This window comes from Vibrio sp. D420a, assembly GCF_030248625.1.
Classification (GTDB): Bacteria; Pseudomonadota; Gammaproteobacteria; order Enterobacterales; family Vibrionaceae; genus Vibrio; species Vibrio fortis_A.
The window spans coordinates 42,001-54,816 of sequence record NZ_JAHGAN010000004.1 but is presented as its reverse complement, the minus strand read 5'-3'; the positions used below and the strand labels follow the sequence as shown (position 1 = coordinate 54,816).

The following is a 12,816-nucleotide window of genomic DNA, read 5'->3' as shown; positions in this document are numbered from 1 at the left end:
TTATTCTCCCAGATAAACCTGTTTCACTTGTGGATGCGCTTGCACTTGATCCATGGTGCCTTCCGCCAGTACATGACCTTGGTGAAGTACCGTCACGTGGCTGGCAATCGAGCGCACAAAATCCATGTCGTGCTCCACAACCACCACCGAGTGCTTTCCTGCGAGTGAGTTGAGCAGTTCAGAGGTACGATCCATTTCTTGGTGAGTCATGCCCGCCACGGGCTCATCCACCAGCAACAGCTTAGGGTTTTGCATTAGCAGCATGCCGATTTCCAACCACTGCTTCTGACCATGAGATAGATTACCCGCAAGGTTGGTCGCTTCTTCATGCAAGTGAATCAGTTCAAGTACAGAGAACAGCTTATCTTTCTGCTCACCGTTCATCACCGCAGTGAAGGTTCCCCACACTGAGCGCACGCCAGACATAGCTAGCTCTAAGTTTTGCCACACCGTAAGACACTCAATCACAGTTGGCTTTTGAAACTTGCGCCCAATGCCCGCGTTGGCAATTTCGGCTTCATTCATCTTCAAAAGATTGATGTTAGAGCCAAGCCATACCTCTCCTGTATCGGGTTTGGTTTTACCAGTGATGATATCCATCATGGTGGTTTTACCCGCTCCATTCGGACCTATGATGCAGCGCAATTCCCCTTCCTTGATGTAGAGGTTCAAGTCATTGATCGCCTTGAAGCCGTCGAAGCTTTTATTCACCCCCTCCACATACAGTAAAATGTTATGGCGAGTATCAATCGCAGGGTGCACATCTGGCTTGAGATAATCGAAGACTTGATCGCGACGTGTCAGTGCGCTCACCGAGTCTTTCAGAGAGTTCAATGTACTCATGCTGTCACCTCCTGTGGTTTGATTGATGAGCCACCCGTATTGTCTGAACTAGGGTTGGAGGGCGTGTTATTCGATGAATCATTATTAGAAGAGTCAGGTTTTGACGCGCTGGTTTTCTTGCGCAGCTGATGCCACTTATCGCTGATAAAGCCAATCACACCTTGTGGTAGGTACATGGTCGACAGGACAAACAGACCGCCTAAAGCGAATAGCCACACCTCTGGGAATTCGACCGTAAACCAGCTCTTGGCATAATTGATAATGAGCGCACCAACAATCGCACCAAACAGCGTGGCACGACCGCCCAAAGCAACCCACACCACCACTTCAATCGAGTTAAGCGGCGCAAATTCACCTGGGTTGATGATGCCGACTTGAGGCACGTACAGAGCACCTGCAATACCCGCAATCACCGCCGATAGCACAAATACCCACAACTTGATGCCATCAACGTCATATCCCATAAAGCGAGTACGAGACTCAGTATCGCGAATAGCCAGCGCAACACGACCTAAGCGACTGGTGACCACCATACGACAAACGATATAGCTGACAATCAACGCTAAGCCCGTGCAGACAAAAAGGCCGATTTTGGTTGCGTCGCTCTGCAGGCTATATCCGATGATGTCTTTGAAGTCTGTCAGGCCATTGTTACCGCCAAAGCCCATCTCATTACGGAAAAACGCCAGCATCAGCGCGTAGGTCAGCGCCTGCGTCATGATAGAGAGATAAACACCAGACACGCGCGAGCGGAATGCCAGATAACCGAACAAGTAGGCTAATGCGCCTGGCACCAATAGCACCATCAAGCAAGCAAACCAGAACTGATCAAAGCCTTGCCAGAACCACGGTAACGCCGACCAATCAAGGAAAACCATAAAGTCAGGTAAGATAGGGTCACCATACACCCCACGGTCGCCAATCTGACGCATCAGATACATGCCCATCGCATAACCACCAAGAGCAAAGAATGCCCCGTGTCCAAGACTGAGGATACCCAAGTAGCCCCAGACTAAATCCAGCGCTAGAGCTAGCATTGCATAGCTCAAATACTTACCCATCAAAGAGATGGTAAAGGTCTCAACATGAAGTGGGTGCCCGCTTGGCAGTAGCGTATTGGCCATAGGCACCAATATCACCGCAGCAAGAAGCACGAGTATGGTCAACTGACCGCCCTTATCACCTCTCAAGGCTGAGAGAACAAAAGATTTCGACTGCATAATGTTCTCCTTAACCTTCAGCCGCGCGCCCACGCTGTGGGAATAGCCCGCGTGGTCGCTTTTGAATAAATAGAATGATGAAAACCAGTACTAAGATCTTGGCGAGAACCGCGCCTGCCCAAGGCTCTAAAATCTTGTTGAACAGGCCTAAACTTAAGCCAGCCACTAAGGTGCCCCATAGGTTACCAACACCGCCAAACACAACTACCATGAACGAATCGATGATGTAGGCCTGTCCCATGTTCGGACCAACGTTGGTGAGTTGCGATAGAGCCACACCCGCAACGCCTGCAACACCTGAGCCTAAGCCAAAGGTCATTGCATCAACACGTTCAGAGCGAATACCCATAGCACGAGCCATTGCACGGTTTTGAGATACAGCACGTACCTGCAAGCCAAGTGGCGTTTTTTTCAGAACCATAAGCAGTCCCATAAACACCAATGCACAGAACAAAATGATATAGAGTCGGTTATAGGTCAGTGACAACATCGGATTTAGCTCAAGCGCACCTGCCATCCACTCTGGTGTACTCACAGAGCGGTTAAGCGGCGAGAAGATACTGCGAACCGCTTGTTGTAGGATCAAGCTGATACCAAATGTCGCAAGTAGCGTTTCGAGTGGGCGACCGTAAAGATGACGAATAACAGAACGTTCGATAAGAATGCCAACTAACCCAGAAACAATGAAAGCAACAGGAATCGACAATAGCAGCGCAGTACCAATATGGTTTGGCATCAGCAGTTGCAGAACATAGGTAGTGTAAGCACCTATCATGATCAGCTCGCCGTGAGCCATATTAATCACGCCCATGACACCAAACGTAATCGCCAAGCCGATGCCAGCTAAGACCAATACAGATCCTAGACTCAAACCAAAGAAGACCGTTTCAACGCCTGAGTAGAAAGCTTGGCTCTGCTGATATTGATCGAGCGCACGCTCAGCCGCATCAATGATCGCGGGTTCACTCTCTTTACTAAGCAGTGAATTAAGCGTTTTAAGCACCACGGATTGCTTGAAGTCACCGAGTGTTTCTATAGCTTCGATACGCGACGCTGCATTAGCTTGGTTGTCTTGAGAAGTATGTACCGCCAATAGCAATGCCATTAAATCAGCGACACGATCATTCTCTTCGCTAGGCTGCATTAGCTCAATACGCTCTATGATGGCGCGATCTTTGGTACCAAGCAGGTTGTTGACCGATTGATAGCGGATTTCTGAATCTTTGCTATTAAGCCCCATTGAGGCGATTTCAATACGTAAGATTCCACGCAGTTTGTTGTTTACGCGAACCTTTTTAAATTGCTTAGTCGACTCAACCGCCAGAGTCTCATTACTCCATGCAGATTGCGCCTGAGTGGCTGTTTTGATCCCTTCAATCAAATACAGCTGTTTGTAGTAATCGCTCTTTCTGTCACTCACATAGTAGAGCGTGCCATTAAGCCAACTGGTCAAGAGTGGTTTTGCAACGCCTTCCGGTTGCGAAGCAATGAGCCATTCAATGGCTGACTCTTTCTCTGACGTTTTTTTACCAACTAGCGCCTTGGTAAAGCTTGCGTTGTCGGACACATCGGCCCACGCAAACTGTGCACTAACGACCAGAAGCAGCAGTGCCTTAAACACGTTTAATACGTTTGTCATTTATTGTTCCTTAACCCACCAAGCACGTTTTTATTCCAGCCACGTTTACGCAGTCTATTGTTATAGTTGTTTGGAAACTGATTGTTGCTTGGAAACTCATCCTGATTTGGACGCACTAACGAAGGCGCCCTCGGCGAAGTTGACTGAAATGCCAAGGGCGCACGTATCCAGGTTTGCTTAGTTGCTACCTGAACACTTCTTCGTTTCTACGTTGAAAGCACCACACGAGAACGGCTTAGACCAGCTAGAGTACAGCTTGGCTGATTCCGGCAAGTAGCTTGACCATGCGTCACCCGCCACAAGGCCTGTGGTTTCCCAAACAACTTCAAATTGACCGTCATCTTGGATCTCACCAATCAATACTGGTTTAGTGATGTGGTGGTTAGGTAGCATGGTTGAGTAGCCACCTGAAAGGTTAGGAACAGAAACACCAATCAATGCATCTTGTACCGCTTCTGCATCCGTGGTGCCCGCGTTTGTCACAGCTTGAGCCCACATGTTGAAGCCGACGTAGTGCGCTTCCATTGGATCGTTAGTCACGCGTTTTTCATTCTTGATGAAGGCTTGCCATGTCTCAACAAACTCTTCGTTGGCTTCAGTGTCAACACTCATAAAGTAGTTCCAAGCCGCAAGGTGACCAACCAATGGTTCAGTATCCATCCCCGATAGCTCTTCTTCGCCCACCGAGAAGGCAATCACAGGAATGTCTTCAGATGAGATGCCTTGTGCGCCCAGCTCTTTATAAAATGGAACGTTCGCATCGCCATTAACCGTGGAGACTACAGCTGTCTTTTTACCTGCATCGCCAAACTTCTTAATGTCAGAGACAATAGACTGCCAATCAGAGTGACCAAATGGCGTGTAGTTGATCATGATGTCTTCTTGTGCGACACCTTTCTCTTTTAGGTAGGCTTCAAGGATCTTGTTGGTTGTGCGCGGATAAACGTAATCGGTACCCGCAAGTACCCAACGCTCAACTTCGAGTTCTTCCATCAAGTAATCCACAGCTGGAATTGCCTGTTGGTTTGGCGCAGCACCCGTATAGAAAACGTTTTTCGAAGACTCTTCACCTTCATATTGAACTGGGTAGAAGAGAATACTGTTGAGCTCTTCAAACACTGGCAACATGGATTTACGAGAAACCGATGTCCAACCACCGAACACCACATCGACTTGCTCTTTTTCAATCAACTCACGGGCTTTTTCAGCAAACAGTGGCCAGTTTGATGCTGGGTCAACGACAACGGGTTCAAGCTTTTTACCCAATAGACCACCTTTCTTATTCTGTTCATCTATTAGCATCAGAACCGTATCTTTTAGTGTGGTTTCACTGATCGCCATAGTGCCTGACAAGGAGTGAAGAACCCCCACCTTGATCGTATCTTCCGCAGCAAGAACGCTTACTGAAGAGAAAGAGAGTGAAGTACATAGTGCAGCTAACGATAATTTGAACACCTTGTTCATAGTTGTTACTCCATAATTGTTTTTTATTATCCAATTACAGAACTACAAGAAGGGTGCCAAGCTATCTACAAAGTTAAAAATAAAATAAACAATTGATTTTTAACAACTTAAAATCATTAAGGACAACTATGGTGCAAATTGCACTATGTGCGCTGATTCATGGTGGTGCAGTTGTCTTAGAAATGAACCAATATGAAACATGACGAAAATAAAAAAGCCCAGCTCGTTGAAAGCTGGGCTTAAAATAGAAATGTATTTTAGGGCAAGACAAATAGAATGAGCTGGTTACACCAAAACTAAACCACTGACTTAAACTCAAAAGTCACTCTCGATTTGGATTTAAGCTCATTACACTTATCGTTACAGAAGTAACTAGCCGCACCGCATGCCTGAAGCTTCTCAAGTTGGCTCTGACAGTCTGGACAGTAACCAATCTTAGTGAAGTGCATTCCACAGGTTTCGCAGTGGTATTGCCCGTCCCAACCTAATTCAGACTGACACTGGGGGCAGATATTTTCGCTCATATAGCATTCCTAAATCATCAACTATGGCTAACTCTACGCTTAGTGCACTTTCGATTGCTTGATTTGATACATGTTCTTGTCTGCTTGCGCGATCAAACCACTCAAACCATTGGGTTTTTTCTCAAACGCCATTCCAACACTAACCGAAAATTGAGTACCATCGATGTACAACGCCTCTTGCAGTGTACTGTTGAGCACTCGATAAGTTTGGGAGAAACTCTCTTCCGAATTAAAACAAGAGAACACTACAAACTCATCTCCACCATAACGCCCTACTTTGGCGCACGCTGTGGTCGCATCGTCGAGAACTTTAGCTACTCTTTCTAGGATTTCGTCACCGAAACGGTGCCCATAGGTATCGTTGATCGACTTGAACTTATCAACATCAACAAACATGCACCCCATGATCTTTTCACCAAAGCAGCACTTTTCCAGAACTTTCTGAGCTTCAAAAAGTAATGCTCGACGATTAAGGCATCGGGTTAACGAATCGCGAGTCGCATAATATTGCAGTTGATCCTCAAGTTCATATTTCTCAAGTGCAACAGAGTAGAGTGATGCCAGTAGCTCTAGTATTTCAACTTCGAACTCATGGGGCTCAGAAGGACATTGGCTGTAGATAGCGAAAGTGCCAAGGACATGGTCATTGGATGAGAGGATAGGAACCGACCAACAAGCATGTAGATTCGCTTGCTGAGTCAAAGGTAAGAAAGCCGCCCAATTGGGGTGTTGGTTAATATCCGAAACGATAACAGCTTTCTTAAGCGCCGCCGCTTCCCCACACGAACCGATACCTTCGCCAATTGAAACACCCTCAATTTTCTCATTATAAAATTGAGGTAAGTTTGGGGCATGTTCAAGATGCAAGGTCTGTGTGTCGGGATTGAGCATTAAAATCGAAGCCATACGCTCGCCGAAAAGATGTTCGGTAAGCTGAATGATCTTCTCATTCAGCTCTTTGCGATCCAAACCGAGTGCGAGTCTACGCAACAGGCTGTTTACGGAGCGATGCGCTTCCAATAAAAAATCTTTTTCCATTCACAAAAGCTTTATTAAGTGTATTGATAGCAACCCGTTCTTATGCAAGTTTACTTTTTACTCAATAATAACACACTAAGTAACCACGACACACAACTGAAGATCATAGGTTGATCTTTCGCTTTATCTATTTTGATCAGCGATCTACCCCAAAAAGAATATTTATATCACCACACACCGAAAGCATAAGTTACATGTGCTGCATTTGGATTTTAAACAGCACATAAAACCAATACATATTTAAATACGTCACCTTTGCAGAATATCCAGATTCGATCTGTGACTAATTATCTTCGATTTACATGCGTCTGCATTTCAATGTGTTGGTCATCAAGCTTGGTCAATTGCACGGTCAAGTTACCAAGCTCATCTGTACTATTGATATGAGTACCACCACAAGGGATTGAAATTAAAGTACTTTCATTTTTCTGCCATTGCCAGTAACGAGAATCTGTCAAACACTCACCATCCAGTTTCATTGCAACTGAGCTTTTTTGCCCTAACCAATCGGCGATCGTTTGATTGACTGAGATTTCAATTTCAGAAAGATTTTCGAGCATATTCGCAACATTGAGACCGCGTTTCTTGAGAGTTTTGCCAAGGCGGTATTTGTCGGTACATAAATCAGGGGTTACAAAGCTGGTAACTTGGGCATAGCTATTAAAATCGTAGTGACCTAATGGGTCTTTTCTGTCTGCATCTTTACGCCAGTATTGCTCAGCAAGTACCTGATTTAAAGCAAGGTATGCGACGTGTCCTGCACTGTGTCCACGGCTAAGGCTGTCTTGATAGTCTTGATCGACGTGAAGCTCAACAGGCTCACCAACTTCAATCGCTTCTGAAGAAGCCGGTAGTTGATGCACCACGACAAACACCCACCCCTCTGTATCACGCTTAACAGGAATATCTTCTGCAACGAAGAGTTTTCCAGTCAATTGTTCTATCGCTCCAACTAGACAGTCTTCTACTTTTATCTGCTGTTGATTAGCAATAATGTAGCCACGGTCTGCAGGGTGATCAGGCCAAATATGGCTGACTGGGTGAAATGGGGTTTTATCAACAACAAGATACGTTTTCTCTGTTTGCTGCTCTAAGTATTGCGTGGTGGCGATTAGGCTCCAAGTTTGGTGACAAAACTGAGTGATGGTTGGATTAATTTGAATCGATGTGGTCATGTTTTTTAGTTCTAATAAATTTTGCTTAAAAAAATACCCGAGCTCGGCTCGGGTATCAAATCAGTTATAAAGGTTACTTACGGCCTTTCATCATGCTCATCATGCGCTTACGTTTACGCTCTTGAGAGACAGTTAGCTTGTTAGTCTTACCTTCAAACGGGTTCTCACTGTTCTGGAACTGAATACGAATCGGTGTACCCATGATCTCTAGAGAACGACGGTAGTAGTTCATCAAGTAACGCTTGTACGAATCTGGTAGTTCACGAACTTGGTTACCGTGGATAACCACGATCGGTGGGTTGTAACCACCCGCGTGCGCGTACTTAAGCTTCACACGACGGCCACGAACCATTGGCGGTTGGTGATCATCGGTTGCCATCTTCATGATACGTGTTAGTACCGATGTACCTACACGTGTCGTCGCTGACTTGTAAGCTTCTTGAACAGACTCAAACAAGTGACCAACACCTGTACCATGTAGTGCAGAGATGAAGTGGATACGTGCAAAGTCAACGAAACCAAGACGACGGTCCAGCTCTTTCTTAACGCGCTCTTTCACGTCGTTATCTAGACCATCCCACTTGTTTACTGCGATCACAATTGAACGACCAGCATTCAAAGCGAAGCCTAGCAGGCTCAAGTCTTGATCAGAAATGTTTTCGCGAGCATCAATTACAAGTAGAACAACGTTAGCGTCTTCAACTGCCTTCAGCGTTTTAACAACCGAGAACTTCTCAACCGTTTCGTTGATGTTCTTACGACGACGTACACCCGCAGTATCGATAAGAACGTATTCACGCTCATCACGGCTCATAGGGATATAGATAGAGTCACGTGTTGTACCCGGCATATCGTAAACAACCACACGCTCTTCACCTAGGATGCGGTTAGTTAGCGTTGATTTACCTACGTTTGGACGACCAATGATCGCTAGCTTAATTGGTTGATCTTGAAGACGCTGGAATTCGGCTTCCGCTTCTTCTTCAGTGAAATCAACTTGCTCAGCTTCTTCATCTTCAAATTCAGTCAGATCGCTCACTTCACCCGCTTCCGCTTTTAGCGCTTCTGCGAATGGGTTTAGTGCTAGATCGATAAGCGCTGTTACACCACGACCATGAGCCGCAGCAATCTGGTACATGTCTTCAACGCCTAACTGCCAGAAGTCCGCACTTGCTGCATCAGGGTCGATACCATCAACCTTGTTTACTACTAGCATTGAAGGCTTTTCTAGCTGACGAAGGTGCTTCGCGATAGCAATATCAGATGGTGTTAGACCAGCACGGCCATCTACCATGAACAGTACAACATCAGCTTCATCGATCGCCGCTAATGACTGTTCTGCCATTTTTGTTTCAACACCTTCTTCAGTACCGTCGATACCGCCGGTGTCGATAACAATAAATTCGTGTTCACCAAGCTGAGCTTGGCCATATTTACGGTCACGCGTTAAGCCAGGAAAATCCGCAACCAATGCATCGCGAGTTCGAGTCAATCGGTTAAACAACGTAGACTTACCTACGTTCGGACGCCCTACTAGAGCAACAACAGGTACCATAACAACCTCTACAATTTCTTTTCTTAATGTAGTTATAGGTAAACACTTGTTCGCAAGTTTAAACTCTTACCTATAACCACACGCTTTATTAATTTTACAACAACAAAACGGCCCCTGGCTGTTACCAACCAGGAGCCGACTGTGAATTATATCACGCTTTTATTGGCTAATCGTCAGTTTCTTTACATCGCCGTTGCGAGTAACGACAAGGTAACCACCAGATAGCTCAATTGGTGCCACAGCAAAGCCACTATCATCCACCAGCTGCTGCGCCACAAAGTCACCTGTTGCACGGTCTAGCCAGTGTAGGTAACCTTCTGTATCACCTACCACGACGTATCCGTTAATGATAGCAGGTGCTGTCAGTAAGCGATTTTCAAGCAGAGATGTACTCCAGATCTCTGTACCACTGCGCGCATCAACCGCAGCTAAGTGATCGTTATCTGTAACAACAAACAGACGGCTGCCATCACTTGCCAAATCAATAGCAGAAGAGTAGTTGCGCTTCCACACTGGTTTGCCTGAACGTAGGTCAATCGCAATCAGTTGGCCATTAATGCCGACAGTATAAAGCGTGCCACCCAGGACAACTGGAGAAGAGTCAACATCAACAAGACGGTCGATTTCAGTCGCGCCTTTTGGTGTGCCTACTGGTTGTTGCCAAATTAGCTGACCACGGTCAACGATAGCAGCAGCCAATCGACCATTTGCCGTTCCCCAGAACACACCGCCAGATACTGTCACAGGTGCACTGTCACCACGCAGGGTTAAGCTAGGAACCTCAGTACTGATGGTCCACTTTTCCTCACCTGTTGCTTGGTCAAGCGCCACCATCATGCCACGGCTGGTGTGAACCAAAACCATGTTGTTTTCTGTTGCAGGTGCCGCTAATACTTCACCGTTAACAGAAACACGCCATAGCTCTTCACCGGTTTCTTCATTAACAGCGATCATCTCGCCATTTTCAGAACCTAGGAAAACCTTGCCGTAGCCCGCTGTCAAACCACCAGAGATACGCGCAATCACGTCTTTCTCTAGATCGTTTCTCCAGATCTCTTTACCCGTTTCTGGGTCAAGCGCTTTGATCATGCCATCGCGGCTAGCAACAAATACTTTGTCGTATGCGTATTCAGGCGTGAGCTTTGAGAAGTAATGACCAACGCCATCACCCACTGAGTTAGACCACTCTTGAGAAGGCGTAAATTCACTCGTTACAGTTGGCACTGGTGCCATGATAACGGTGTCTTCTTCACCCGCACAGCCAGCAAGTAGCCCTAGAGCTATTGCACACAGTGTCGCTTTGGGAAACATCTTCTTCATTCAAAGCGCCTTATTTAGCTAAGTCGTCAAGTTTGATTTGAAGCGTTTGGCTAGCATCAACAGCTTGTTGTGCTTCAGTGTAAGCCGCATATGCAGCATCGCTGTCGCCTTTACGCAGTGAGATATCACCACGCAGTTCAGCAACACGACCCTTCCAAGATTCATCAGTGATCGCCGCTAGTTCGCTAAGAGCTGCGTCAAACTCACCTTGCTCAGCTTTTACGCGAGCTACACGGTAGCCTAGCAGAGGAGCTAGTGCTGCGTCTTTTGTCGCCGACTGCGCCCACTCAAGCTGCTCAAGCGCTGCTGCTAGATCACCTGCTTCTACTTGTACTTTTGCCAATTGCATCGCCGCAAGTACAGAGTACTCCGCGTCTTTGTTGCTATCGATGAAAGCTTGGATATCCGCTTGTGCATCTAGACCTTTTGCATCCAGTGCAGAAATAGCTGTGGTGTAGCTTTCAGAAGCTGCTTCACGAGCCTGGGTAACTGAGTCTTGGTAATAGCGCCAGCCAAATAGACCACCTAAACCAATCACAGCACCAAAGATTACAGCCTTGCCGTTCTCTTTCCACCAGTCTTTAATGGCTTCAACTTGTTGCTCTTCGCTATCGTAAAGTTCCACTTCCTGTCCTCTTTGATTCTTTTAAACGCCAGCAAACAGCTGGCGTTGAATATTCATATTGAGCGTTTAGTTGCTCAGCGGGAGACTTAGATTAGTGCCGCCACTTTTGCAGCAACGTCTGCTTGGGCAACAACTTCTTGTTCACCACCAACCAGATCTTTCAATACCACCGTGTTGTCTGCTACTTCGTTTTCACCCAGTACCAGTGCAACTACAGCGCCCACTTTATCAGCACGCTTAAATTGTTTCTTGAAGCTACCACCACCGAAGTGGTTCATTACACGAACACCTTCGATGTTATCGCGCAGTTCGTTCGCCAGTTGCATGCCCGCAATCATGGTGCCTTCACCTGCTGCAACCATGTATACGTCAACGCTGCGACGTACTTCTGTTAGCTCTAGAGTCTCCATCATTAGAACAAGACGCTCTAGACCCATTGCAAAACCAACTGCGTTAGTTGCTTTACCACCTAGTTGCTCAACTAGACCGTCGTAACGACCACCGCCACATACAGTGCCTTGTGCACCTAAGCTGTCAGTGATCCACTCAAATACAGTGCGGTTGTAGTAGTCAAGACCACGTACTAGACGCTCGTTAACTTGGTATTCGATACCTACAGCATCAAGAAGTTCACATAAACCTGCAAAATGTTGCTGTGACTCTTCACCTAAATATTCAGAAAGGCGAGGTGCATCACCAAGAATCGCTTGTACGTCTGGGTTCTTAGTATCTAGAACACGCAGTGGGTTTGTGTGCATACGACGCTTACAATCTTCATCCAACACATCGATGTGTTGCTCTAGGAAAGCAACAAGCGCTGTACGGTAGTTTGCACGGTCTTCAGTAGAACCGATTGAGTTCAGCTCCAGACGTACGTGCTTGTCGATGCCTAGCTCACGCCATAGACGTGCGGTCATCATGATAAGCTCTGCGTCAACGTCTGGGCCATCTAGACCAAATACTTCCACACCACATTGGTGGAATTGACGGTAACGACCTTTTTGAGGACGCTCGTGACGGAACATTGGGCCCATGTACCATAGACGCTGTTCATCACGGTTGATAAGGCTGTTTTGGATGCATGAACGAACACAACCCGCTGTGCCTTCAGGACGTAGAGTTAGGCTGTCACCGTTGCGATCTTCAAAGGTGTACATCTCTTTTGAAACTACGTCAGTCTCTTCACCAACAGCACGGCTAAATAGGTTCGTCTCTTCAACGATAGGCATGCGTACTTCGTTGTAGCCGTATGCGCTTACCACGCTTTTTACTGCGTTTTCTACTTTCTGCCAAAGTGGTGATTGAGTTGGAAGGCAGTCGTTCATGCCTCGGATTGCTTGGATATTTTTAGCCACAATTTTTTCCGTCATTCTTCACAACAAGGTATGCCTAATCGCATCACCTCATCGTGTT

At 46.5% G+C, this 12,816-nt stretch carries 11 protein-coding genes; all 11 read right to left on the bottom strand.

Features of this window, described 5'->3' with window-relative positions:
- The 11 genes from urtD to hisS all read right to left on the bottom strand — a co-directional run bounded on the left by urtD (window position 1) and on the right by hisS (window position 12,758).
- On the bottom strand, window positions 1-843 hold the full coding sequence (urtD, locus tag KI743_RS05260) for an urea ABC transporter ATP-binding protein UrtD (RefSeq protein WP_285465463.1): 843 nt from the start codon (window positions 841-843) through the stop codon (window positions 1-3).
- Window positions 840-2,063, bottom strand: coding sequence for an urea ABC transporter permease subunit UrtC (gene urtC / locus KI743_RS05255; RefSeq protein WP_225312867.1), 1,224 nt, complete (start codon window positions 2,061-2,063; stop codon window positions 840-842). The genes urtD and urtC overlap by 4 nt, the downstream gene beginning before the upstream one ends.
- Before the next feature lie 10 nt (window positions 2,064-2,073).
- On the bottom strand, window positions 2,074-3,702 hold the full coding sequence (gene urtB / locus KI743_RS05250) for an urea ABC transporter permease subunit UrtB (RefSeq protein ID WP_285465462.1): 1,629 nt from the start codon (window positions 3,700-3,702) through the stop codon (window positions 2,074-2,076).
- Between the two features lie 177 nt (window positions 3,703-3,879).
- Entirely contained in the window at window positions 3,880-5,166 is a 1,287-nt protein-coding gene (gene urtA, locus KI743_RS05245) for an urea ABC transporter substrate-binding protein (RefSeq protein WP_150871118.1), read from the bottom strand.
- Window positions 5,167-5,462: 296 nt separating this feature from the next.
- Window positions 5,463-5,690, bottom strand: coding sequence for a zinc ribbon domain-containing protein (locus KI743_RS05240; protein ID WP_285465461.1), 228 nt, complete (start codon window positions 5,688-5,690; stop codon window positions 5,463-5,465).
- 39 nt (window positions 5,691-5,729) lie between these two features.
- Window positions 5,730-6,728, bottom strand: a complete 999-nt coding sequence (locus tag KI743_RS05235) for a sensor domain-containing diguanylate cyclase (RefSeq protein WP_285465460.1) — start codon at window positions 6,726-6,728, stop codon at window positions 5,730-5,732.
- A 287-nt stretch (window positions 6,729-7,015) separates the two neighbouring features.
- A complete protein-coding gene (locus KI743_RS05230) occupies window positions 7,016-7,903 on the bottom strand; it encodes an alanyl-tRNA editing protein (protein ID WP_285465459.1) in 888 nt (295 codons plus the stop codon).
- A gap of 73 nt (window positions 7,904-7,976) precedes the next feature.
- Entirely contained in the window at window positions 7,977-9,458 is a 1,482-nt protein-coding gene (gene der / locus KI743_RS05225) for a ribosome biogenesis GTPase Der (protein WP_032551321.1), read from the bottom strand.
- Window positions 9,459-9,617: 159 nt separating this feature from the next.
- Window positions 9,618-10,778 carry an outer membrane protein assembly factor BamB gene (gene bamB, locus KI743_RS05220; RefSeq protein ID WP_285465458.1) on the bottom strand — a complete coding sequence of 387 codons (1,161 nt, stop codon included), beginning with the start codon at window positions 10,776-10,778 and terminating at the stop codon, window positions 9,618-9,620.
- 10 nt (window positions 10,779-10,788) lie between these two features.
- Window positions 10,789-11,403 (bottom strand): YfgM family protein, encoded by a 615-nt coding sequence (locus KI743_RS05215; RefSeq protein ID WP_032551318.1) that lies wholly within the window; start codon window positions 11,401-11,403, stop codon window positions 10,789-10,791.
- A gap of 86 nt (window positions 11,404-11,489) precedes the next feature.
- Entirely contained in the window at window positions 11,490-12,758 is a 1,269-nt protein-coding gene (hisS, locus tag KI743_RS05210) for a histidine--tRNA ligase (RefSeq protein ID WP_032551461.1), read from the bottom strand.
- Window positions 12,759-12,816: the final 58 nt, after the last annotated feature.

Coding starts and splice junctions, on each gene's coding strand:
- urtD (WP_285465463.1), bottom strand. CDS start 843: ATGAGTACATTGAACTCTCTGAAAGACTCGGTGAGCGCACTGACACGT.
- urtC (WP_225312867.1), bottom strand. CDS start 2,063: ATGCAGTCGAAATCTTTTGTTCTCTCAGCCTTGAGAGGTGATAAGGGC.
- urtB (WP_285465462.1), bottom strand. CDS start 3,702: ATGACAAACGTATTAAACGTGTTTAAGGCACTGCTGCTTCTGGTCGTT.
- urtA (WP_150871118.1), bottom strand. CDS start 5,166: ATGAACAAGGTGTTCAAATTATCGTTAGCTGCACTATGTACTTCACTC.
- KI743_RS05240 (WP_285465461.1), bottom strand. CDS start 5,690: ATGAGCGAAAATATCTGCCCCCAGTGTCAGTCTGAATTAGGTTGGGAC.
- KI743_RS05235 (WP_285465460.1), bottom strand. CDS start 6,728: ATGGAAAAAGATTTTTTATTGGAAGCGCATCGCTCCGTAAACAGCCTG.
- KI743_RS05230 (WP_285465459.1), bottom strand. CDS start 7,903: ATGACCACATCGATTCAAATTAATCCAACCATCACTCAGTTTTGTCAC.
- der (WP_032551321.1), bottom strand. CDS start 9,458: ATGGTACCTGTTGTTGCTCTAGTAGGGCGTCCGAACGTAGGTAAGTCT.
- bamB (WP_285465458.1), bottom strand. CDS start 10,778: ATGAAGAAGATGTTTCCCAAAGCGACACTGTGTGCAATAGCTCTAGGG.